This is a genomic window from Pseudomonas sp. RA_15y_Pfl2_54, from assembly GCF_963971015.1.
Lineage (GTDB): Bacteria > Pseudomonadota > Gammaproteobacteria > Pseudomonadales > Pseudomonadaceae > Aquipseudomonas > Aquipseudomonas baetica_A.
This window is the reverse complement of record NZ_CAXAPN010000001.1, coordinates 57,135-79,993: the sequence shown is the minus strand read 5'-3', so window position 1 is coordinate 79,993 and position 22,859 is coordinate 57,135. Positions and strand designations below refer to the sequence as shown.

Below are 22,859 nucleotides of genomic sequence, written 5' to 3'. Positions count from 1 at the left end.
TGATTTACCTGACCTGCACGGCAGTGGCCCAACCTTTGCTCTACGCTTATAGCAAGCGCACTTGCGCGTTTCTCTAATAAGTACAAAGCCAAGGAGAACATCATCATGCGTTACGCTCACCCCGGTACTGAAGGCGCCAAAGTCTCGTTCAAGAGCAAGTACGGTAACTACATCGGCGGCGAGTTCGTCGCGCCTGTCAAAGGTCAGTACTTCACCAACACCTCGCCAGTCAATGGCCAACCGATTGCCGAATTCCCGCGCTCCACTGCCGAAGATATCGACAAGGCACTGGACGCTGCCCACGCCGCCGCCGATGCGTGGGGCGCGACCTCCGTGCAGGCGCGCTCGCTGATCCTGCTGAAAATCGCCGACCGCATCGAACAGAACCTCGAACTGCTGGCGATCACCGAAACCTGGGACAACGGCAAAGCCATCCGCGAAACCCTCAACGCCGACATTCCGCTGGCCGCCGACCATTTCCGTTACTTCGCTGGCTGCCTGCGTGCCCAGGAAGGCAGCGCTGCCGAAATCGACGGCAACACCGTGGCGTATCACATTCATGAACCGCTGGGCGTGGTCGGTCAGATCATCCCGTGGAACTTCCCGCTGCTGATGGCCGCGTGGAAACTCGCCCCGGCGCTGGCCGCCGGCAACTGCGTGGTGCTCAAACCGGCCGAGCAAACGCCACTGGGCATCTGTGTACTGATGGAAGTGATCGGCGACCTGCTGCCACCGGGCGTACTCAACGTGGTGCAAGGCTTCGGCAAAGAAGCCGGCGAAGCCCTCGCCACCAGCAAACGCATCGCCAAGATCGCCTTCACCGGTTCGACCCCGGTCGGCTCGCACATCATGAAGTGCGCCGCCGAGAACATCATTCCGTCCACCGTCGAACTGGGTGGCAAGTCGCCGAACATCTTCTTCGAAGACATCATGCAGGCCGAGCCGACCTTCATTGAGAAGGCCGCTGAAGGTCTGGTGCTGGCGTTCTTCAATCAGGGCGAAGTCTGCACCTGCCCGTCCCGTGCGCTGGTGCAGGAATCGATCTACGAAGAATTCATGAAAGTGGTGATGAAGAAGGTCCTGTCGATCAAACGTGGCGACCCGCTGGACACCGACACCATGGTCGGCGCCCAGGCGTCCGAGCAACAATTCGACAAGATCCTGTCGTACCTGGAAATCGCCAAGGGCGAAGGCGCCGAACTGCTGACGGGCGGCAAGGTGGAAAAACTCGAGGGCAATCTGTCGACCGGTTATTACATCCAGCCGACCCTGCTCAAGGGCACCAACAAAATGCGCGTGTTCCAGGAAGAAATCTTCGGCCCAGTGGTGAGCATCACCACATTCAAGGACGAAGCCGAAGCCCTGGCCATCGCCAACGACACCGAGTTCGGCCTCGGTGCGGGCCTGTGGACCCGCGACATCAACCGCGCCTACCGCATGGGCCGGGCGATCAAGGCCGGTCGCGTGTGGACCAACTGCTACCACCTGTACCCGGCGCATGCCGCGTTCGGCGGGTACAAGAAGTCCGGCGTTGGCCGTGAAACCCACAAGATGATGCTCGACCACTATCAGCAGACCAAAAACCTGCTGGTGAGCTACGACATCAATCCGTTGGGCTTCTTCTAAAACCGGGGGCAACACAAAGGTTTGTATTGCCCGTTCAATCGCCTTCGCGAGTAAGCCCGCTCCCACAGGGGACTTGCTTCGGCCCACATGGCTGGATTCGGCACAGATCCGATGTGGGAGCGGGATTGCTCGCGAAGGCGTCCTTAATGACACAACACACAAGGCCTGGCCGCTCTGGCACGGCCCTTGCGTACCCGTCATTCAGGATTTGCAGAAAAACTGCCGCTGCGTGAACAGCCTCCATCCACCCCAACCGCGACACCCGAAAGTCCAACAGATCAAACAATAAAAAAGACAGCGAGGACTTATGACTACCACCACACAACTCAAACCCACACTCGGCACCCTGCACCTGTGGGGCATTGCCGTCGGCCTGGTGATTTCCGGCGAATACTTCGGCTGGAGTTACGGCTGGGGCACCGCAGGCACCTTGGGTTTTCTGGTCACGGCGCTGATGGTCGCGACCATGTACACCTGCTTCATCTTCAGTTTCACCGAATTGACCACCGCGATTCCCCACGCCGGCGGGCCGTTTGCCTACAGCCGTCGGGCGTTCGGCGAAAAAGGCGGATTGATCGCCGGCATCGCTACGCTGATCGAGTTCGTCTTCGCACCACCGGCCATTGCCATGGCCATCGGCGCCTATCTGAATGTGCAATACCCCGAGCTTGATCCGAAGATCGCTGCGGTCGGCGCCTATTTCGTGTTCATGACCCTGAACATTCTCGGCGTGAGCATCGCCGCGACCTTTGAGTTGGTGGTCACGGTGCTGGCCGTCGCCGAATTGCTGGTGTTCATGGGCGTGGTCGCGCCGGGCTTCAGTTTCAGCAATTTCGTGCTCAACGGGTGGTCGGGCGCCAACGAGTTCACCCTGGGTTCGATCCCCGGGATCTTTGCCGCGATACCGTTTGCGATCTGGTTCTTCCTCGCCATCGAAGGCGCGGCCATGGCGGCGGAGGAAGCCAAAGACCCGAAACGCACGATTCCCAAGGCTTATGTCAGCGGCATCCTGACCCTGGTGTTCCTCGCCATCGGCGTGATGGTGATGGCCGGTGGCGTTGGCGACTGGCGCCAACTGTCGAACATCAACGATCCGCTGCCGCAGGCCATGAAAGCGGTGGTCGGCAACAATTCGTCATGGATGCACATGCTGGTGTGGATCGGCCTGTTCGGTCTGGTGGCGAGTTTCCACGGCATCATTCTTGGCTACTCGCGCCAGTTCTTCGCCCTCGCCCGCGCCGGTTACCTGCCGAAAAGTCTGGCCAAACTCTCGCGGTTCCAGACGCCCCATCGCGCGATTCTGGCCGGTGGCGTGATCGGCATCGCGGCGATCTACAGCGACGGCCTGGTCAATCTGCAAGGCATGACGCTGACCGCGGCGATGATCACCATGTCGGTATTCGGCGCGATCGTGATGTACATCATCAGCATGCTCAGCCTGTTCAAACTGCGCCAAACCGAGCCGAACCTGGAACGCACCTTCCGCGCCCCGGGCTATCCGGTGGTGCCGGCCATCGCGCTGTTTCTGGCCGTGGTGTGCCTGGTGGCGATGGCGTGGTTCAACACGCTGATCGGCTGTGTGTTCCTTGGTTTCATGGTCATTGGGTATCTGTATTTCCAGTTGACCGCCAAGCAACGCGCCGACGCACCGACAGACGCTATGCTCGAAGGTATCTAGTTGCACCGGTACCGGGCCTTGCGCCCGGTGCCCGCCTTATTGAAGTGCATGGAGATCCCGCTCCCACAGGGGAACCGAGTTATCCACAGAATCAGGAGGACACCGCCCCATGGCCGCATTTGCCCATTGCGTCGGCGCCCAGACCTATCGCTTCGACAGCCTCAAGGACGTCATGGCCAAAGCCAGCCCGGCACGTTCCGGGGACTTTCTCGCCGGTGTCGCCGCGCTCAACGACGGTGAGCGCGTGGCCGCGCAAATGGCGCTGGCCGATATCCCGCTCACGCACTTTCTGCAAGAAGTGCTGATTCCCTATGAGTCCGATGAAGTCACCCGCCTGATCATCGACACCCATGACAAACAGGCCTTCGCCGTGGTCAGCCACCTCACCGTCGGCGGTTTTCGCGACTGGCTGCTCAGCGAGGCCGCCGATGAAACCAGCCTGCGTAATCTCGCGCCCGGCCTGACCCCGGAAATGGTCGCCGCCGTGTCGAAGATCATGCGCGTGCAGGATCTGGTGCTGGTGGCGCAGAAAATCCGCGTAGTGACCAAGTTTCGCGGCACCCTCGGCCTGCGCGGGCGCCTGTCAACTCGCCTGCAACCCAACCACCCGACCGACGAGCCGTCCGGCATTGCCGCGAGCATTCTCGACGGTCTGCTGTACGGCAACGGCGACGCGATGATCGGCATCAACCCGGCCACCGACAGCATCGCCTCGATCTGCGCGATGCTGGAAATGCTCGACGCGATCATCCAGCGCTACGACATCCCCACCCAGGCCTGCGTGCTGACCCACGTCACCACCTCCATCGAAGCGATCAACCGTGGCGTGCCGTTGGACCTGGTGTTCCAGTCGATCGCCGGCACCGAAGCGGCCAACGCCAGTTTCGGTATCAACCTGAATGTGTTGCAGGAAGGCTACGACGCCGGTTTAAGCCTGAACCGCGGCACCCTTGGGCAAAACCTGATGTATTTCGAAACCGGTCAGGGCAGCGCCCTGTCGGCCAACGCCCACCATGGCGTCGATCAACAGACCTGCGAGACCCGAGCCTACGCTGTGGCCCGCCATTTCAAGCCGTTTCTGGTGAACACCGTCGTAGGATTTATCGGCCCGGAATACCTCTACAACGGCAAACAGATCATTCGCGCCGGCCTCGAAGACCACTTCTGCGGCAAGTTGCTCGGCGTGCCGATGGGTTGCGACATCTGCTACACCAACCACGCCGAGGCCGATCAGGACGACATGGACACCCTGCTGACCCTCTTGGGTGTCGCCGGGATCAACTTCATCATGGGCATCCCCGGCTCCGACGACATCATGCTCAACTACCAGACCACCTCGTTCCACGACGCGCTCTACGCCCGCCAGACCCTGGGCCTGAAACCGGCGCCGGAATTCGAGCAATGGCTGGCGAACATGGGCATTTTCACTCAGGCGGACGGCAAGGTTCGCTTCGGCAACAACCTGCCGCCGGCCTTCCGCCAGGCCTTGGCGCAACTGGGATGAGTCTTATGGAAAAACCGCCCCTCGACCCGCAAAACTCATGGCTGGAACTGCGTCGTCTGACCCCCGCGCGGATCGCCCTCGGCCGCACCGGCACCAGTCTGCCGACCCGCGCACAACTGGATTTCCAGTTCGCCCATGCTCAGGCGCGGGATGCGGTGCACTTGCCGTTCGATCATGCCGGGCTCAGCGCCCAACTCAATGAGCGCGGGCGCCAGACGTTGCTGCTGCACAGCGCGGCGGTGGATCGCAACAGCTACCTGCAACGCCCCGATCTGGGGCGCAAGTTGAGTGATGACTCAGCCCAGGCTCTGCGCGACTACGCGGCGACCAATCCCGGCGGCGTGGATCTGGCGATTGTCGTCGCCGATGGTTTGTCGGCGCTGGCCGTGCATCGCCACACGCTGCCACTGCTGACCCGACTTGAAGAGCAAATGGCCGCCGATGGCTGGTCCGCCGCGCCGGTCATCCTCGTGGAACAGGGCCGCGTCGCGGTCGGCGATGAAATAGGTGAACGGCTGGGCGCAAAAATGCTGGTGATGCTGATTGGCGAACGCCCGGGCCTCAGCTCACCCGACAGCCTGGGGGTGTATTTCACCTACAATCCAAAGATCGGGCTGACCGATGCCTACCGCAACTGCATTTCCAATGTGCGGCTTGAGGGCTTGAGCTACGGCATGGCGGCACATCGTTTGCTGTACCTGATGCGCGAAGCCTGCCGACGGCAACTGTCGGGGGTCAATCTGAAGGACGAAGCACAGGTTCAGACGCTGGAGTCGGACACCGGTGCGGACATGAAAGGAAACTTCCTACTCGGCCCGTCGACAACCTGAACCGATTCCGCATTGCGTTTCTGCGCCGGTATCAGGCAGGATCGACGAACGGCCGCCAGGGTTTCCCATCGCCGTCAGAGCAGTTGAAGACAGCCACTTGAAGACGAGACCTATCATGCGGATTATTCAAGCGACCCTCGAACACCTGGATTTACTGACTCCGATGTTCGTCACCTATCGTGAGTTCTACGGTTCACTGCCTTACCCGGATTCCTCCCGCGCGTTTCTCGAAAAACGCCTGCGCCGCAAGGAATCGGTGATTTATCTGGCCCTCGCCGACGATGACGACAAGAAGCTGATGGGCTTCTGTCAGCTCTATCCAAGTTTCTCTTCGTTGTCGCTCAAGCGCGTATGGATCCTCAACGACATCTATGTCGCCGAAGACGCCCGCCGCCAACTGGTCGCCGACAACCTGATCCGCACCGCGAAGAAAATGGCCAAGGAAACCCAGGCCGTGCGCATGCGCGTTTCCACCAGTGCCGATAACGAAGTGGCACAGAAAACCTACGAGTCCATCGGGTTCAAGGAAGACACCGAGTTCAAGAACTACGTGTTGCCAATCAGCGACGAACTCTGACCCAAGAAATCGCAGCCTTCGGCAGTTCTACAAAAAAACGCATTCCAATGTAGTCGCTACCGAAGGCTGTGATCCTGCAGGCCTTCTCCTCTCCCGTCGTCCCTGACAATTGTTCACACCCGGACATCCCTCGCTACAAAAGCAACGCGCTTTTCACCTCTCAGACCGTATAATCCCGAGCTTTCCGGCTTGTAAGAAAAACTACACCTCGATGTAGGCTTACACGAAGTCATCCGCACAGGCCTGCAGAGTCGGGCCGCCACACAGGTGCCCCCATGGATTTCAACCCGCTCGACCTTATCATGCATCTCGACGTTTACCTCGACTTGCTGGTGAACAACTATGGGCCCTGGATCTACGCCATTCTGTTTCTGGTGATTTTCTGTGAAACCGGTCTGGTGGTGATGCCCTTTCTGCCAGGCGATTCGCTGTTGTTCATCGCCGGTGCGGTAGCGGCAGGCGGTGGCATGGACCCAGTCCTGTTGGGCGGTCTGCTGATGCTGGCAGCGATCATGGGCGACAGCACCAATTACGTGATCGGACGTACAGTCGGCGAAAAACTGTTCAGTAACCCCAACTCGAAAATCTTCCGTCGCGACTACCTGCAACAGACCCACGACTTCTACGACAAGCACGGTGGCAAAACCGTGACCCTGGCGCGCTTCCTGCCCATCATTCGCACCTTCGCGCCATTCGTCGCCGGTGTGGCGAAGATGCCTTACCCGCGCTTCTTCGGCTTCAGTGTGTTCGGCACGGTGCTGTGGGTCGGTGGTCTGGTGACCTTGGGTTACTTCTTCGGCAACGTGCCATTCATCAAAAAAAACCTGTCGTTGCTGGTGCTCGGCATCATCCTGCTGTCGCTGGTACCGATGATCATTGGTGTGGTACGCAGCCGACTCGGCAGCGCCAAAGCCCAATCGCACTAAGCCGATGTGGTCACTGAGCGCCTGGCGTCGCCGGCGCATCCTGGCCAGGCACCCGATTGCCGACGACCTGTGGCAACGGGTGCGCCATCACCTGAGCTTTCTCGACGGCATCAGTGCAGCCCAAGACCAATGGCTGCGTGAAGCCTGCGTGCTGTTTCTCGAAGACAAACACCTGACCGCCCTGCCCGGTGTCGAATTGCATCAGGAACAACGCCTGCTGCTTGCGGCTCAGGCGCAATTGCCACTGCTCAATCTGGGCGATCTGAACTGGTACCAGGGTTTTCACGAGATCGTCCTCTATCCCGACGACTTCCTCAGCCCGCAGCGCCATCGCGATGCCAGCGGCGTCGAACATGAATGGGATGGCGAACACAGCGGCGAGGCCTGGCAACAGGGGCCGATCATCCTGGCCTGGCCGGGTGTAATGGCCAGTGGTGGCTGGGAAGGTTACAACCTGGTCATCCACGAACTGGCGCACAAACTCGACATGCTCAACGGCGATGCCAACGGCCTGCCGCCGCTGCACGCCGACATGCGCGTCAGCGACTGGGCCGAGGTCATGCAAAAGGCCTACGACGACCTCAACCGCCAACTGGACCGCAATCCGGACGCCGAAACCGCCATCGATCCCTACGCGGCCGAAAATCCTGCCGAGTTCTTCGCCGTCACCAGCGAATACTTCTTCAGCGCACCCGATCTGCTGCACAAGGCTTATCCACAGGTCTACTTGCAACTGAAGCTTTTCTACCGGCAGGATCCACTGGGCAGGCTGCGGCAACTTCAGGCCCAGGACCCGGTCTATCAGGCTCACGACTAAGGTCTGCACGACTTTCGGTGCGTGGCATCGGCGGCGGAATATGCCTATAATCGCCGCCACTTTTTGGTCAATCCGGCCAAGTGTTTTTGGTCAACTACGGGGGCAACGCCCAATGAGCTACAGCAAGATTCCGGCTGGCAAAGACCTGCCGAACGACATCTACGTCGCGATCGAGATCCCGGCCAACCACGCGCCGATCAAATACGAAATCGACAAAGACAGCGATTGCCTGTTCGTTGACCGTTTCATGGCCACCCCAATGTTCTACCCGGCCAACTACGGTTACATCCCGAACACCCTGGCTGACGACGGTGACCCCCTCGACGTGCTGGTTGTGACCCCTTACCCGGTTGCGCCAGGCTCGGTGATCCGCGCACGTCCAGTGGGCATCCTGAACATGACCGACGACGGCGGCGGCGATGCCAAAGTCATCGCAGTCCCACACGACAAGCTGTCCCAGCTGTACGTCGATGTGAAGGAATACACCGACCTGCCGCCACTGCTGATCCAGCAGATCGAGCACTTCTTCGCGAACTACAAAGATCTCGAAAAAGGCAAATGGGTCAAGATCGAAGGCTGGGCCGGTGCAGACGCCGCCCGCGAAGCGATCACCAAGTCGGTTGCTGCCTACAAAGGCTAAGCGCCTGCAACCTGCGTGATGCTTGAAGAAGACCCCGTTTGATACGGGGTTTTTTATGCGCGAGAACATCCTGCTTAAACGCAACGTTTAAAGCACACGTAACAAAGTTTTAACCCGTTTAATTTCCCACAAGACGGGCTTACATCCCGTCGCAAAATTCAGCCTTTTTTTGAACGCCAAGTTTATTCAAACCGCTCTAGCACGGCCGTAGACTCCGTGTTTATGAGAAAGAACACTAGCGGTCCAAGATTCAAGGCACTCCTGGAAGCAGCGAACATCACCACCACGGGATTCGCAAAGTTCTGGGGCACGGAAGCCCAAAATGTCCACAACTGGTACACCCGGGGCGTCCCGGCGTATCGCATGGAAGAAGTCTCACGCCTGCTGTCCGTTAACAGCGAATGGCTGAAGACCGGCGAAGGCATAAAGGAGTTGCCGAGCCTGACGCCGCCCGCCAGCAATGGCGACACCTTCGACGCCCACGCCATCCGCGGCGTCTACGCCGTCATCGACCCCAACGACGTCGACCTGGTGTTCTTCAAGGAAACGCCCCTCACCGACGGCTCCGGCAAAACCCACGTCATCCACGACACGGACCAATCCATCCGCCTGCTGCGCGCGCACCTCGATCAACTGGAAATCCGTCACTCCGACGCCATCTGCGCGCACATGATCGGCAACAGCATGGCCGACCGCATCGAAGACGGCTCCATCGTCGCCATCGACCGCGGCCTGACTCAAGTGGTGGATGGCGAGATCTACGCCATCGAACACGACGGCATGCTGCGCATCAAATACCTGCACCGCATGCCCGGCAACGGCCTGCGAATGCGCAGCCACAACAGCGCCGAATACCCGGACGAAGTGTTCCGCCCCGCGCAGATAGAAGAGCAACGGATTCATATACTGGGCTGGGTGTTCTGGTGGTCGACGCTGAGCAAGAGACGTCCGGTGGTGCCGTTTCTATGATCGGCCAGCACACACAAAACCCTGTGGGAGCGGGCTTGCCCGCGAAGAGGCGCTGAAAAACAGTTCAAATACCGGTTCTGTACTGCGTCAGTCGCTCTAAACCGCACTTCAGGCTGGGAATTCCCAACAAAACTCAGTATCCTGCGCCCCACATTCGCGCATCGCCCCGCTCCCGCGGCTCAGATGACGCCCGACGCGGCAGACCAACGTCTGACCAAGTCCCACAGCCGGACACAGATCCGGATGTACGTTTTGAAGGCTGGCGCGGTTTACCAAAAATAAACCAAGCCAGTCCCCGAGAAGCCGGCCACAAGCCGGCTTTTTAATGCCTAATGCCTTCCTAGCAACAGCGGCTCACGCTTTCACAGCCCCAGCGCTAACGCTCAGAGCCCCCCTCAGCGAGCGTTAATTTATACTCGCCCGCCGGTCAGTTCAAAAACACCCACCAGCACAGGGATGCGCCCATGTCCGTTCCAACCTACGATCAGTTCATCGAACCGATCCTGCGGTTTCTCGCCACAAAACCCGACGGTGCAATTGCTCGGGACGCCCACGAAGCGGCAGCCAAAATGCTGCAGTTAACAGAAGCGCAGCGTGAGGAGCTGATCGCGAGTGGTCAGGCCACCTACAAGAACCGATCTGGCTGGGCGCACGATCGTCTCAAGCGCGCCGGTCTTTCCAGCAGTGCCAAACGCGGTTATTGGAAGTTGACTGACGCAGGAGTGCAGTACGCCCAGGAGCATGCATTTCCACTGTCAGCCAAGGATGTGGAGCATTTGGCAATCGGTTACATGAATGTGAAGCTGAAAGTCGCGCCAGATGCCGAGCCACTGGATGACCAACCAAATGTGGAGCCAGATCTGGCCTCCGCCACCGAAAGCCCTGACGACCGACTGGAGCGAGCGCTAAAGGAACTGCGCGATGCCACGGCGGCCGACCTTTTGGACAACATGCTGCAAGTCAGCCCCAACCGTTTCGAAGTGATCGTGCTGGATGTGCTTCATCGCTTGGGTTACGGCGCCAGTCGCAATGATCTGCAACGTGTCGGCGGTTCCGGTGATGCCGGCATCGACGGCATTATCTCGCTCGATAAATTGGGGCTGGAGAAGGTTTACGTTCAGGCCAAGCGCTGGCAGAACACGGTTGGCCGGCCTGAACTGCAGGCGTTCTATGGGGCGCTTGCTGGGCAGAAAGCTAAGCGTGGCGTGTTCATTACCACCTCTGGCTTTACAGCGCACGCTGTCGACTTCGCCAAATCGGTGGACGGCATTGTGTTGGTAGACGGCACGCGGCTGGTGCATCTGATGATGGATCATGAGGTGGGTGTGACATCGCGTTTGTTGCGGTTGCCGACGCTGGATCGCGATTATTTTGACGAAGAGTGAGCTCAGGCGTTTTGCTGCTTGACCCTGCTAACCAATTTCCTTAGTGGGCTTGTGGGTAAAAGTGATGGCACACTAGAATCACGGCGAATGTTCTACCAACCCCCACGGATCGAGGGTTACATCAGCGCGGGGCAAGGCCGGGACTGAATTCAGTTTAGGTTGATGTGCAGGTCAAGGAGACCACTATGTCGGACGTTAAAAGCATCAAGGATCAGAAGCTTCTCTACCACCTTACTTCTGTTGAAAACCTGGATGGAATTTTCAGAGATGGCTTGAAACCTCGCGCTGGCCTCTCGGGTTTCAAAGACGTCGCAGATGCTGAAATCCTGAAAAAGCGGCAGACTCTGCAGCTCGACAACTACGTGCCCTTCCACTGGTTTGCGAAGAATCCATTTGACGGAAGCGTGCAGCGCAACAGGCCAGAGGCCCGATTTGTGTTGATCTCGGTCTACAGATCAACAGCCAAGCAATACGGCTGGAAAGTCATTCCACGCCACCCGTTAGCAGGCGACTCAATACAGCTACTTGATTACGAACAGGGTTTCGAAGCCATCGAGTGGGATGTCATGAGCAGTCGCGATTACCTGGACCCTCATTGCAAAAGCATCTGCATGGCAGAGTGTCTCGCACCGGGGGTTGTTAAACCTGATGCCTTCTTCAAAATCTTCACCCCCAGCGAAGAAGTCGATGCACTTTGCGTAGCTAAATTGCAGGCGGCCGATGTTAATGTGCAAACCAGCGTGAACCAGAGAATGTTTTATCAATGAACTACACCAGCCTGAATCCAGAGAAAGCTCTGATTTGGCGTATCGTCCATCGCGATAACCTGCCCTGGATTCTGGACAACGGTCTGCATTGCGCAAACTCGGAAGCACAGGCACCTCAGTACGTGAATATCGGTAACGTCGACTTGATCGACAAGCGCCGTTCCCGTCAGGTGCCCATCGCTCCCGAAGGCGTTCTGGCCGACTACGTGCCCTTCTATTTCACGCCATTCTCAGTGATGATGCAGAACATTCACTCTGGCTGGAGTGTTCAGCAACGCAGCAATGACGAGATCGTGATTCTGGTCTCAAGCCTGTATCGCGTTGAAGAGCTCGGCCTACCGTTTGTCTTCACAAACGCGCACGCCTATCCGAGTTGGACAAACTATTACAGCGATCTGGCCAATCTCGACCAGATCGATTGGTCTATCCTTCAACGGCGCGACTTCAAGCGCGATCCTGATGATCCTCGCAAAATGGAGCGTTATCAGGCTGAGGCGCTGATCCACCATCACTTACCGATTACGGGACTACTGGGCATCATGTGCCACACCGATGCAATGAAAGCACGCATAGAAGCAGACGTCGCCGCTAGAGGCCTGACGCTGCCTGTCCATGCGCGTCCCAAATGGTATTTCCAATGATCCGATTCACCCAAGGCAACCTGCTGGAAGCCAACACCGAAGCCCTCGTCAACACAGTGAATACCGTGGGCGTGATGGGCAAGGGCATCGCATTGATGTTCAAAGAACGCTTTGCGCAAAATTACCGTCTCTATGCAGCAGCGTGTAAGGCGAAGGAAGTAGAAACCGGCAAGATGCATGTGACGGCCACCAATGAACTCGATGGCCCTCGCTGGATCGTGAACTTCCCAACCAAACGCCATTGGCGTTCTCCGTCGCAAATGGCATGGATCACTGAGGGCTTGCATGATCTGCGTCGGTTTCTGCTTGAGAACGACGTGAAATCTGTCGCCGTCCCGCCTCTAGGTGCTGGTAACGGCGGCTTGAAGTGGCCTGAAGTCCGTGAGCAGATTGTCGAAGTGCTGGGGGATCTGGACGCTGATGTCTTGGTATTCGAGCCCTCGAACCAGTATCTGAACGTCGCCAAACGTTCGGGCGTAGAAACGCTCACGCCAGCCCGCGCGCTTATCGCCGAACTGGTTCGTCGCTACTGGGTGTTAGGCATGGAGTGCAGTCTGCTAGAGATCCAGAAGCTGGCCTGGTTTCTTGAGCGCGCTATCGAGAAGTTGCCGAATACCGAGAACCCTCTGAATCTGAAGTTTGTCGCGCACAAATATGGGCCGTACGCCAACCGGCTGGAGCACCTGCTCGATAACCTCGATGGCAGTTATCTGCACTGTGACAAACGCATCAGTGACGCAGGCATTAGCGATGTGATCTGGTTTGATCAAGAGCGCAAAGCCTTTTTGCAGACTTATCTGAAGACGGAGGCCAAGGAATACTCTCAAGCCCTGGAACGGACTGCCGAGTTGATTGACGGTTTTGAATCGCCATTCGGCATGGAGTTGTTGGCGACGGTGGATTGGCTGTTGAGCCAGGAAGGGGTATCTGCGACCGTACCTGCAGTGCGTGAGGCGTTGAAGCAGTGGGACGGTGGCGCTGGTGCTGCTGCTCGCAAGAGCAAACTGTTCGATGATCAGGCACTTGATATTGCGCTCAAGCGTCTGACCTCCAGCAGTTTCCGACCTGAACTGGCGGCCTGAGTGATTGAAAGGAGTTGGGCAGCAACCTGCTGCTCAATTCCCCATCACGGATAACTAAACGCCTTCACCAACGTCAACTCCCCCACCGCCCGCATCGGGATCAAAAACGTCTCCATCTTCTCGCTTGGTGTGCCTTCCTCGGTAATCACCGTTACCTGCGCCGTCGTCAGCGGTTGCGCGGCTTCATCCCCGCCATCTTCATCGCTGCGATACCCGCCACCGTAGTAATTCACATACACCAGATACTGCCCCTTGATCGGCGCCGGCATGGCGAAGATTTCCGGGCCGTAGCCGGTGGTGACGTCGACGTCGAGGGCGCCGCCGTTGGGGGCGACGCGGTTGCCGTACCAGATGTGGGCGCCGTCGGGGGTGACGAGGTGCAGGTCGAGGTCGGTGCCGTCGCTGTCCCAGGCCAGCAGCACGCGCAGTTTTGGCGGGGTAGCACCGCCGCTGGTGTTGAGGAATTGAGTGCGGCGGCGTTGTTGGCCGTCGGGGCTGCGCACTTCGACGCTGTTGCTGCCGTTGGGGAAGGAGAACGGACGGTCGAAGCGGCCGGCGGCGTCGATTTTCAGCGGCATGCTGACGCCGTTGACGATCAGTCGACCGGGCTCATTATTCTTCGGACTGGCGTTGATCTGGCCGCTGATGCGCGCTGTGTTGGCCTGGCCGACCGGGGTGTTCACCGAGGAGGCCGGGTAGTTGACGGTCTGACGAAAGCTTTCGCCCTCGCCTTGCGGAGCGCCGGTGCGCCATCCCCCGACCGGGGTGTCGAGTTTGATGCTGTAGGCGGCCCTAGTCGGCGATAACGCGGTCAGCGTGCAGAGCAGCAACAAGACCTGTGGATAACGGAGTGTCATGGTCTATTCCAGCAAAAGGTGACGGGCGAGCCCTTCGATGTAGGTTTCATCCTGGCCGTTGGGATGCGCTTCAAAGGCCAGGTGCAGATATTCGTGGGTCAGGTCGAGGCGGTCTTGCAAGGTCAGTACGCCGCGCACATAGATGCGCTGGCGTTCGCGGTCGACAAAGGGGCGGCCGAACGCGAGTTTGCACACGGCGAACGTGCTGACTTCGTTGTAGCCGGTTTCGCTTTCAAGCTTCTGACGCCAGCCGCGTCGCTGTTTTTGCAGCCAGTCTTGCGCGGCGGGCAGTGCTTCGCAGGAAGCGACCGGGTTGTCCCAGCGGCTGAGGCTGGCGCGGGGATAGGCATGGAGCAGGATTGCGTCGTAGCGCTGGCCAGCGTTGGCTTGTTCGACGGCTTGCTGCCAGGCGAGTTTGTCCGGGCCGGGTTGGTCGGAGTGATAGGTGACGGTGCTGCCAGCCAACACCAGATCGGCCGTCCAGGCGGCGATGTTGCGCGATTGCGCCGATGCCGGGCGTGGAGCAACCCGCTGGCGATTGCTGCTGTCGTCGATGCTCAGGCAATCGCCGTGGCGCGTGGCGTTTTGCAGCAAATAGGTACGGATCGCCACGGCCAGTGCTTTGGCGGCTTCGCCAGGTTCGGGTTTGGCTTCGCGATCAAGGACACGGGCGACGTATTCTTCGCGATCCAGCCTTGCGACGAGTTTGTCATTGAGCAGAAACAGTTCGCCGTCGCTGTGGATATCCAGCGCGTTGCCGTTGGCGAAATCAACACGGTAGTCGCCCTGCAACGGGCCAGACGTCACGACCCGTTCGCCCGCCAGAACCCGTACAACGGGATAGCGCGAGAACAGTCCGACTTCGACACAACGCCTCGCCTCTGCCGGCCACGCAACCGGCAACACCGTCGCCAACGCAGCGCCGTAATGCCGTAAAACCATTTGACTGGTGCCGCGCCCTCCGGCCCAAACCGGCGAGCCGTCCGCTGTCCATCCGGCAAATCCGCCCTGCCGCGACTGCCGGTCGTGATCGCCGAGCCAGCTCCAGGTTTTCACCCGCAAGCGCGCGCCGAGTTCTCCGACGACATTGCCGTCGGCAGCATTGAGCACCACGTCGAGCAACACGCGGCGCATCTGTTCTTGAGCTGGCAGCAACGCCAGAACGCTCAGCAACTCACTCACCGAAACCCGCGTGGCCGGTTGCACCGACGGCAAATCCTGCAACCACAATGGCGCCTTACGCGCCTGCCAGTAGGTTCGCCAATCGCCGGAAGAAATCCCCAACCGCGCCGGCTCGAAATACAGCCCACACGACTTCACCAACGCCTGATCCCGCTCGATCTTGCCGCCCGCCGAGCAGCAATAGACTTCCTCTTTCGACTGCCCGCGACATTCATATGCCGGCTCCCGAGCGCCGGTATCCACCAGCCACGCGTAGACAAACAGCTTCCAAAGACTGCCCAGCGGTGCATCCAGGGTCGAAGGCAACGGTTCACGAGCAATCAGTTGCGTCGTACTCAGTGACAACAGCTCACCTTTGTAAGCCACGCGCAGCGGCTCATCCTGCGCCGTCGCCAGCGCAGGAATCATCCACAACAGCAGCCACAGCAGCGGCCGGGTCATGTCAGTTGACCGTGACCTGACCGAGGACTGCTTTCGCTTCCTGGGCTTGATGCTGTGGCGCGTACACCTGAGTGAAACGCACCGGCGGCAGGTTGAACCGGCCCTTCTGCGAGAAGCGCACCAAATGGCGCAGACGCAACTCGCCGCTCAGGGCATCCACCGGCACCGCGTAGGCCAGTTGTCCCGGCTCGAAACGCGCCTTCTCCAGCGAGGTCGGTTCGGTACCGTCCTTGCCCTGCAACTTGATGCCCCACGTTGTGCGCTCGACATCGGCGCCCGGTGGCAGCGGCACTTCGAGCATGCCGTAGCGCAGCGGTTTGGGCGCTTTGCTGGTGAGGATCACTTCGTCCAGATACAGGCTGTCGCTGGACAGCGGTTTGGTGCCGACCGGCTCCAGTTTGAAAGTGAACGCTTCGTCGCCCGGCACCAGTCGCGACAGGCGACGGGTGATGGTCACCGCCATCGGATCGACGGCCGGTTGCTGGGTCTGGAAACTCAGCGCCGCACGCAGCGGACGCTCTTGAGTGCCAGACACCGTCAACACGCTTGGCACCGCTGCATTGCCCTGCCACGTCCAGTACATCTCACCGGTTGCGCCGTAATTTTTCTTCCAGCCTTCACCCGGTGTCAGGGCGATGGTCGGCGACGCCTGGGCGATGCTGCGTTGCAGCCAGCTCAGCGCCAGCGCACGTTCGAGGGTCGATTGCTGTGGCAGCAGACGCTGCAACAACGCCGTCGCACGGGGCTGATCAAACGCTTGCAGCGACAGGTTCAGCGCTTCGGCAAACGGCTGCGAGCTGACGGCCAGACGCTGTTGTGCCGCACTCACCTGACGACTGAAGGCTTCAGGTAACGGCACTTTCGATTGCGTGGCCAGCGAGGCGGTCAAGACCCGCGCCGCTGCCAGACCCAATGCCGAATCCGGATCGCTCATCACCAGGCTGTCCTGGCCGTCGTCCATCAGCGTCTCGGCATTACCTTCACCGGCCCTCGCCAGATCCTCCATCAAACCGCTGAGCAACGTGTTGACCGGCAAGCGCATTTGCCTGGCGAACGACAATATCAGCGCCCGTTGCAGCAACGGCGTGTTCGGCGCCTGTTTGGCGTAAACCTCCAACACTCGCTGCCAGTGCTCTGGCGGCAAGGTCAGTTCCAGCACCTGGCTGGCGTTCCAGTCGGCGTAGTACGCATAAGCGGTGAGGAATGCATCGGGTTCACCGGCATAGCCCCACCAAGTGAAGCTCGCCGATGGCCCGGCCATTTGCACCAGACGTAGGCGGCTGTTTTGCATGATCAGGCGCAAGCGATCACGGATCTGCGGGCTCGAGGCCAGCGATGGATAGGCGATGCTCAGTGGCAGCAAACGGCTGGCGGTTTGCTCGACGCCGCCGTACGGGTAGCTCAGCAGATCGTCGAGGGCAGAACGGAACAGCGCTTGCGGGCTGTCATCCAGACGCAGGCGAATATCGGTGGCGTCCGCCGGCAGGCTCAACGGCGTGTCGCCGCTGGCTACATCAAGGCTTTGCGTCTGCGTCACTTGCCAGCCATCGCCGGTCGCGCTCAAGCGCACGGCCAAGGCATCAGCGATTTTGCCGTCCTGCACCAGTTCCGCTGTCCACTCGCCCGAAGCCAACGCAAATGCCGGCAGCGGCACATAGTTGATGCCGTTATTCAGGGTCACCGGCAGGCGTTGTTCGGCGCCGGCGTAATGGGTCACCAGTTCAGCCTTGACCGGTTTCTCGGCCTGACTGAAGGCGAATACACCGAGTTGCGGCTGATCGCCCTTACGGAATTTGCTCGGCCCGCTCCACTTCAGGTACAGCGGTTTTTCCGAACGAACGAACTGTTTCTTCTGCCCGACCTGACCGTCATCGGCAATCGCCCGAGCCGTGATGCGCCAGCGGGTCAGCGAGTCCGGCATTTTGAAAGTGAAACGGGTTTTGCCGTCGGCGCCGGTCAGCAACTCAGGTTGCCATGCGGCGGTGTCGACGTCTTCGCGACGCGGACGCTCCAGCACTTTCACGCCACGCTCGCTGCGGTTGGCCTTGCCCGGCGCGCCAGGACTGCCCGGCAACGCTACGTCGTAACTGATGAACGACAGGCTGGCGCTGGTGCGCACGTTGTTGCGGCGTGGGTGGTAGAAGAACTGGTCGATGCTCGGCGCGACTTCCGGTTGCAGCGCGTAGACCATTTCATCGACGACGCTGACGGTCAGGTGCGCCGGTACGGCTTTGCCGGCGAACTGCGTGGTCAGGTCGACGGTGACGGTGTCGCCTGGCAGATACACCGCTTTGTCGGTGCTGATCGCCACGTCGATTTGCGGCGCGACCACTTTGATCCCGGCATTCTGGAAGCTGTACTGACCGCCCTTGGTGTACAGCACGGAGAAGGTCAGGTTCGGCGCAAAGTTGTCCTTCACCGGGATGCGTGCGCGGTATTGGGTGTCGCTGAGTTTTTCCAGTGTCAGCCAGTCGCCGCCCTTGGCCAGCAGCGCGGTGGCTTCGACCTTGTCACGCTCCAGCGACAGCAAGGCATCGCTGACCGGTTCCGGGAAGGTGATCAGCGCCAGCGCTTCATCGCCAGCCTTGTACTCGGGTTTATCGAGGACGATTTCCACGGTGCCCGGCACGGCTTTGACGCCGTCGCCGGTGACCGAATGCGCAGTAGCGCCGAGGACGCGACCGTGCTGATCTTTCAAGGTCAGGTTGTAGGTGCCCGGACGTTCAAAAGCGAGGCTGAAGCCTTTATCGCTGGCCGCCAGTTTGCCTTCGCCCGTGCTCTGATCCTCCAGACGCACCCAGCCATAAGAGCTCGGCGTCACGGCTTTGCTTTGCTCGCTGCCACCTTCGTTGGCGTAGCTGAACGCGACTTTGTCGCCGACCGCACTGAAGCGTTGCGGCGCGCTCAAGCGAAAACTCGCAGCGCCACGGTCGATAAGGATTTCCTTGGTGGTCTTGACCCGATACGCCGCACCATCGCTGGCGAACACGGTGAGCATGTAGCGGCTCGGTTTGTCGGCGGCCGGCAGGTCGAGGCTGGCGTTGCCCTTGCTGTCGGTGGTCAGTTCGGTGCTGGTCAATTCCACCGGGAATTGCCCCAGGTATTGCAGTTCGTTGTCGACCATCGACAGTTGCTGGGCGCGCAGGCTCAGGCTCAGTTTGGCGTTGGCCACCGGTTTGCCGTCCGGGTACAGCAACACCAGACTGCCTTTGACCGGTTCGCCGGTGCGGTAATCCTGTTTGGCCAGATTCAGCGAGATTTCGAAGTGCGGCTTGATGTACTCCGCCACACGGAACGCACTGCTGTACGCCTGATCCTTGTAGTTGAAACGGAGTTCATAACCACCGGCCACGGCGTTGTCCGGCAACTGGAAACGGCCCTGAGTGCCGGCCTTCGAATCGAGCTTCAGATCCATTCGTTGCAGTTCGGTGCCGGTGGCGTCGAGCACGCTGACGTTGACGTCCGCCGCACCCGGCAGCACCGAATCCCGTGCGTTCTTGAACTCACGACCGACGATCTTCAGCGACACCCAGTCGCCCGGGCGATACAACGGGCGGTCGGTGAACGCATAGAGCTTGGTGTCGTAGATTTCGCTGTCGTAATAGAAGTTTTCAGAGACGAACACCCCGCCCTCTTCGTCCTCGCCGATCACGAATGAACGCTCAGGGCTGACGTGTTTCAGGCGCAGCAAACCCTCGGCATCAGTAGCACCGCTGCTCATCACGCCGAGGCCGTCAGTCCACAGCACATTGACCTTCGGCACCGAACTGCCTTCGTGCTTGCGCGCCGCCCAGACCAGTAATTCATCACCGGCGATTTTGCTCACCGCCACGGTGTTGGAGACGAACACCATGGTGGTTGCGCGGTATTTGCCGATCAGCGCTTCGACCAGGTACAGACCGGGTTTCAGGTTGCCCAGCGGAATGTAGACGTTGCCCGGCGCGACGCTGACGAAATCGCTGGAGGAGCCGGCCAGATTGACCCCGGCCGGCGGCTGGATCGGTTTGGCCTGCCACAGCGGATAACGGAACTGGCTGACCACCGGCAAACCGGGAATCAGTGCGAATTGCGGTTGCGCGTCATACGGGGTCGGTGCGGCGATGGCGTTGCCCATCTTCAGTTCCGGCACTTCCTCGGTGACCTGTTTGCGCGACTCGTAGGAGAACGCACGCTGCATCACCCGCCGCGATTTGCGGTACCAGTTGTCCCACAGATACGCGAGGGTGTTGGACAGGCCTTCGCCCTTGAACTGGCCATCGCTGACCACGCGGTGCAGGTTCTTCTGGCGTTTGAGGAAATCCAGTGGCTTGTCGATGCGATACACGCGAATGTCGGCGCCACCGTAGGGTTCCATGCGGAAACGACGGTAGTCACGGCCCGGTGCTTCGAGGCGCACCATCGCCTGTTCGTCCGCCGCAAAACTGCTGTCGGCCAGCAGGAAGAAGCTTTCACCGGACACCGGCGTGTAACCGCTCGGTTCGACCGAATCGTCGGCATTGACAGTCGCCAGCGGCAGCAGCAGTGCCAGCAACAGAGGAATTTTTGCGCAGAGTCGCAACATGCGGGCACCGGTCATTGGGAGAGAAAGTTCAGTCGATAGACGCCGATGAAGTTGGGGTTGGCTGCGTCGGGTATCCATCGGGTGTCCTTCCATGTCATGAGTTGCTGCAGGCTTGCCGAACGCATGCCGTTGTCAGTGGGGGTTGTGGTGCCGGTGTGATAGGCGATGTAGCGGCCCATCCAGATCATCAGGTGCTGGTCGTCGCCCTGATCGAAAAACATCAGGTCACCGGGGCGCGCCTGTGACACGTCACGGCTGACCAGATGACTGTTGAACTGAATCAGTTTGATTGCGTTGACGTACGGCCCGACTTTGCCCCCGCCCTGTTGCCATTGCTGGGCGAGCTTGCGCTGGTCATCGCTCAGCGACAGCTCCGGCGGCAGATAGCGGTTGGACAGGCCATTGCTGCGCAGCCATTTGTTGTCATGGACTTTCAGCGCTTCGTTGGCAGCGAAACGCACCAGGCCGGCGCAGTCCTGCTGGTACCAACGCGGGCTCGGCCCCTGGCTCAATTGCTCTTGGGCGATGCGGACAAACCAGGCGCGGAACACCTGTGATTGCGCCGGATCGAGCGCCGGTGCCTCCATGGCGCGGGCACCCGCGCTGAGCAACAGCGCGAGCAGGCCGAGGCTGCGGATCAGTGCCGTCACAGCGCTTTCCATTCCAGCGGCAGCCATTGCCAGTGGCCGTCGGGTTCGCTGCCTTCGGGCAACGTCAGGGCATATTTGCCATAACCGCCGAGGGTGCGCAGTTTCGGGATCAGGTAGGTTTGCGCGGCGTTGTAGAACACCGGTTCCATGTCCTGCGGCAGGCTGTCGAGGGTTTCCTGCTGCATCAGTTGCGCCATCGAGTCAGGGCCGAAATAGATCGGCATCAGTACGTCTTTGGGCAGCACATCGGCCATCGGCGGGAAGCGTTTGTCGAGGGTGCCGAGCGCTTTGTCGACCAGTTTGTCGTCGAGGGAAAACAGCAGCGTCGAACCGTGGCGGGCGAGGCTGACGTTCATGAACGCCCGACCACTGATCGCGTCCGGGTTCTCGGCGGTTTTTGCTGCGTATGGGCCGAAATTCGAGCTGACCTGACGCCGCCAGACATGGCTTTGGCCTTCTTGCTTCTCGATCACCGGGAAGACACTTTCTTCGACGTTGGGCTCGAAGGCGCCGACCATCGAGCCAAACAGTTTGCCGAGATCACCGTCGAATTGGCTGTTGCCCTCATCCTTCAAACTGGCGACCAACAGTGGCGTGTACAGCCGCGAATCGGCGTACCAGCATAGGCCCGCCGCGCCAGCCACGTGTTCGGTGAGTGTCTGCGCTACCGCCTCTTCGGCGCCGAGTTTCACCAACAGCGGTTTCTGCGGTTCGGCCGCCACCGGCAAGGTCACACAGGCACTGGCGCCCAGCGGCATGGCTTGCCACACCGGTTTGAAATCGAAGTCCGGCTGGTTGTCCAGCTCGTCCATGGCCAGGTAGCTGTGCCAGCCCTTGTCGTCCATGTCGAAACGCAGCCCGGCGAAGTTCGGGATAAAGCGCTGATACCCCATGGCGAGCACGCTGGAATTCACCGACAGGCGTTGTTTGATCTCTGGCGCCTTGGCCGGCAGGCCGAACGCTTGCGGGAACAGTTTGTCGCCATTGAGCAGTGCCGCCAGCGCTTGAGACGAAACGTGCCCCCACTCTGCGGATGCGCCGTTTTCTGCCTCGTAGTATTTCGCAGGATTGGACAGCACCACCAGTTTGTCGCCATGCGAGGCGAACAACAGGGATTTACTGGCGTTGTAGCTGAGCTGATAAAGCGGCACCTCGTCGCTGCCGACTTCAAGTTTGCCGAACACGCTGAGCTGCGTGTCATCCAGCGCCACTTTCGCCAAAGGCTCCAGCAGTTTCGCGAGCCCGCCGCGATCCATCACCAACAGGAAATCCTTCAACCGGCCATCAGCCCCGCGCCATAGTGCTACGTCTGCCGGTTGATCAAAAAGCTGCTCGATCAGGCTGTCCTGCAGTTTCAGGTCGTGCTCGTAAATGATCCGGCGCAGGCTGCCGATCAGCCCGAGTCGGTCGCCGTGGGTTTCGTAATAGAAAACGAAATCTTCGGTAAGCGTGGCTTTGAGAAACGGCACCGTCAGCAGGTCTTTGGGCAACTGGCTCAGGGAGCGGGTTTCCAGCAGCGCATCGGGACGGCTCAGGCCGAGCTTGTCACTGGCCAGCTCGGCCGGCGGTGTTTTGGGCTTGAGCAGCAGCCAGCCAAAACCACCCGCCACGCCGGCCACCAGGCATAGCCCGATCAGCAGCGCCGGCCAGCGTCGGGAAGGTTTGCCGGCCGGTGTCGGGACGGCCGGAGAAGCAGCGTTATCACTCATATTCACAAAACCCGAAG

At 59.9% G+C, this 22,859-nt stretch carries 18 protein-coding genes; 13 read left to right on the top strand and 5 right to left on the bottom strand.

Going from position 1 to position 22,859, the window contains the following annotated elements:
- Positions 1-105 precede the first annotated feature (105 nt).
- The 13 genes from exaC (at position 106) to darG (ending at position 13,442) form a co-directional block, all read left to right on the top strand.
- Positions 106-1,626: an acetaldehyde dehydrogenase ExaC gene (exaC, locus tag AACY50_RS00465; RefSeq protein ID WP_339464735.1), complete on the top strand. Its 1,521-nt coding sequence runs from the start codon at positions 106-108 to the stop codon at positions 1,624-1,626.
- 307 nt (positions 1,627-1,933) lie between these two features.
- The gene (eat, locus tag AACY50_RS00460) at positions 1,934-3,304 is read left to right on the top strand and encodes an ethanolamine permease (RefSeq protein WP_339464737.1); all 1,371 of its coding nucleotides are present in this window, start codon (positions 1,934-1,936) and stop codon (positions 3,302-3,304) included.
- Between the two features lie 109 nt (positions 3,305-3,413).
- Positions 3,414-4,808, top strand: a complete 1,395-nt coding sequence (locus AACY50_RS00455; protein ID WP_339431327.1) for an ethanolamine ammonia-lyase subunit EutB — start codon at positions 3,414-3,416, stop codon at positions 4,806-4,808.
- 5 nt (positions 4,809-4,813) lie between these two features.
- A complete protein-coding gene (eutC, locus tag AACY50_RS00450; RefSeq protein WP_339538033.1) occupies positions 4,814-5,638 on the top strand; it encodes an ethanolamine ammonia-lyase subunit EutC in 825 nt (274 codons plus the stop codon).
- 115 nt (positions 5,639-5,753) lie between these two features.
- On the top strand, positions 5,754-6,215 hold the full coding sequence (locus AACY50_RS00445) for a GNAT family N-acetyltransferase (protein WP_221730212.1): 462 nt from the start codon (positions 5,754-5,756) through the stop codon (positions 6,213-6,215).
- 275 nt (positions 6,216-6,490) lie between these two features.
- A complete protein-coding gene (locus AACY50_RS00440) occupies positions 6,491-7,141 on the top strand; it encodes a DedA family protein (protein ID WP_339538032.1) in 651 nt (216 codons plus the stop codon).
- A gap of 4 nt (positions 7,142-7,145) precedes the next feature.
- A complete protein-coding gene (locus AACY50_RS00435; RefSeq protein WP_339464740.1) occupies positions 7,146-7,958 on the top strand; it encodes a M90 family metallopeptidase in 813 nt (270 codons plus the stop codon).
- A 112-nt stretch (positions 7,959-8,070) separates the two neighbouring features.
- Positions 8,071-8,598, top strand: a complete 528-nt coding sequence (ppa, locus tag AACY50_RS00430; protein WP_003205933.1) for an inorganic diphosphatase — start codon at positions 8,071-8,073, stop codon at positions 8,596-8,598.
- Positions 8,599-8,820: 222 nt separating this feature from the next.
- Positions 8,821-9,567 (top strand): S24 family peptidase, encoded by a 747-nt coding sequence (locus AACY50_RS00425; RefSeq protein ID WP_339431323.1) that lies wholly within the window; start codon positions 8,821-8,823, stop codon positions 9,565-9,567.
- Positions 9,568-10,031: 464 nt separating this feature from the next.
- Entirely contained in the window at positions 10,032-10,952 is a 921-nt protein-coding gene (locus AACY50_RS00420) for a restriction endonuclease (protein ID WP_339431322.1), read from the top strand.
- A gap of 185 nt (positions 10,953-11,137) precedes the next feature.
- Positions 11,138-11,719, top strand: a complete 582-nt coding sequence (locus AACY50_RS00415) for a DarT ssDNA thymidine ADP-ribosyltransferase family protein (protein ID WP_339431321.1) — start codon at positions 11,138-11,140, stop codon at positions 11,717-11,719.
- On the top strand, positions 11,716-12,360 hold the full coding sequence (gene darT, locus AACY50_RS00410) for a type II toxin-antitoxin system toxin DNA ADP-ribosyl transferase DarT (protein WP_339496171.1): 645 nt from the start codon (positions 11,716-11,718) through the stop codon (positions 12,358-12,360). Before AACY50_RS00415 ends, darT begins: the two co-directional genes overlap by 4 nt.
- Positions 12,357-13,442 (top strand): type II toxin-antitoxin system antitoxin DNA ADP-ribosyl glycohydrolase DarG, encoded by a 1,086-nt coding sequence (gene darG, locus AACY50_RS00405; protein ID WP_339431319.1) that lies wholly within the window; start codon positions 12,357-12,359, stop codon positions 13,440-13,442. The genes darT and darG overlap by 4 nt, the downstream gene beginning before the upstream one ends.
- Positions 13,443-13,486: 44 nt before the next feature.
- Here the strand turns inward: darG and AACY50_RS00400 are convergent, their stop codons facing one another.
- Genes AACY50_RS00400 through AACY50_RS00380 form a run of 5 tightly spaced genes read right to left on the bottom strand, consistent with a single transcriptional unit; the run spans position 13,487 to position 22,842 of the window.
- Positions 13,487-14,299, bottom strand: coding sequence for a YfaP family protein (locus AACY50_RS00400; RefSeq protein WP_339538031.1), 813 nt, complete (start codon positions 14,297-14,299; stop codon positions 13,487-13,489).
- A gap of 3 nt (positions 14,300-14,302) precedes the next feature.
- Positions 14,303-15,922 carry a DUF2300 domain-containing protein gene (locus AACY50_RS00395; RefSeq protein WP_339538030.1) on the bottom strand — a complete coding sequence of 540 codons (1,620 nt, stop codon included), beginning with the start codon at positions 15,920-15,922 and terminating at the stop codon, positions 14,303-14,305.
- Between the two features lies 1 nt (position 15,923).
- Complete coding sequence (locus AACY50_RS00390) at positions 15,924-20,498, bottom strand: alpha-2-macroglobulin family protein (RefSeq protein WP_339538066.1); 4,575 nt, start codon at positions 20,496-20,498, stop codon at positions 15,924-15,926.
- Entirely contained in the window at positions 20,495-21,145 is a 651-nt protein-coding gene (locus AACY50_RS00385; protein ID WP_339431419.1) for a DUF1175 domain-containing protein, read from the bottom strand. The genes AACY50_RS00390 and AACY50_RS00385 overlap by 4 nt, the downstream gene beginning before the upstream one ends.
- Entirely contained in the window at positions 21,130-22,842 is a 1,713-nt protein-coding gene (locus AACY50_RS00380) for a DUF2138 domain-containing protein (RefSeq protein ID WP_339464746.1), read from the bottom strand. Before AACY50_RS00380 ends, AACY50_RS00385 begins: the two co-directional genes overlap by 16 nt.
- Positions 22,843-22,859 lie beyond the last annotated feature (17 nt).

Bases quoted from the DNA above. Each gene is read 5' to 3' on its own strand.
- AACY50_RS00400 (WP_339538031.1), bottom strand. From the start codon at position 14,299: ATGACACTCCGTTATCCACAGGTCTTGTTGCTGCTCTGCACGCTGACC.
- AACY50_RS00415 (WP_339431321.1), top strand. From the start codon at position 11,138: ATGTCGGACGTTAAAAGCATCAAGGATCAGAAGCTTCTCTACCACCTT.
- eat (WP_339464737.1), top strand. From the start codon at position 1,934: ATGACTACCACCACACAACTCAAACCCACACTCGGCACCCTGCACCTG.
- AACY50_RS00385 (WP_339431419.1), bottom strand. From the start codon at position 21,145: ATGGAAAGCGCTGTGACGGCACTGATCCGCAGCCTCGGCCTGCTCGCG.
- AACY50_RS00390 (WP_339538066.1), bottom strand. From the start codon at position 20,498: ATGACCGGTGCCCGCATGTTGCGACTCTGCGCAAAAATTCCTCTGTTG.
- AACY50_RS00420 (WP_339431322.1), top strand. From the start codon at position 10,032: ATGTCCGTTCCAACCTACGATCAGTTCATCGAACCGATCCTGCGGTTT.
- AACY50_RS00445 (WP_221730212.1), top strand. From the start codon at position 5,754: ATGCGGATTATTCAAGCGACCCTCGAACACCTGGATTTACTGACTCCG.
- ppa (WP_003205933.1), top strand. From the start codon at position 8,071: ATGAGCTACAGCAAGATTCCGGCTGGCAAAGACCTGCCGAACGACATC.
- darT (WP_339496171.1), top strand. From the start codon at position 11,716: ATGAACTACACCAGCCTGAATCCAGAGAAAGCTCTGATTTGGCGTATC.
- AACY50_RS00440 (WP_339538032.1), top strand. From the start codon at position 6,491: ATGGATTTCAACCCGCTCGACCTTATCATGCATCTCGACGTTTACCTC.
- AACY50_RS00455 (WP_339431327.1), top strand. From the start codon at position 3,414: ATGGCCGCATTTGCCCATTGCGTCGGCGCCCAGACCTATCGCTTCGAC.
- darG (WP_339431319.1), top strand. From the start codon at position 12,357: ATGATCCGATTCACCCAAGGCAACCTGCTGGAAGCCAACACCGAAGCC.
- AACY50_RS00380 (WP_339464746.1), bottom strand. From the start codon at position 22,842: ATGAGTGATAACGCTGCTTCTCCGGCCGTCCCGACACCGGCCGGCAAA.
- AACY50_RS00395 (WP_339538030.1), bottom strand. From the start codon at position 15,922: ATGACCCGGCCGCTGCTGTGGCTGCTGTTGTGGATGATTCCTGCGCTG.
- AACY50_RS00425 (WP_339431323.1), top strand. From the start codon at position 8,821: ATGAGAAAGAACACTAGCGGTCCAAGATTCAAGGCACTCCTGGAAGCA.
- exaC (WP_339464735.1), top strand. From the start codon at position 106: ATGCGTTACGCTCACCCCGGTACTGAAGGCGCCAAAGTCTCGTTCAAG.
- AACY50_RS00435 (WP_339464740.1), top strand. From the start codon at position 7,146: ATGTGGTCACTGAGCGCCTGGCGTCGCCGGCGCATCCTGGCCAGGCAC.
- eutC (WP_339538033.1), top strand. From the start codon at position 4,814: ATGGAAAAACCGCCCCTCGACCCGCAAAACTCATGGCTGGAACTGCGT.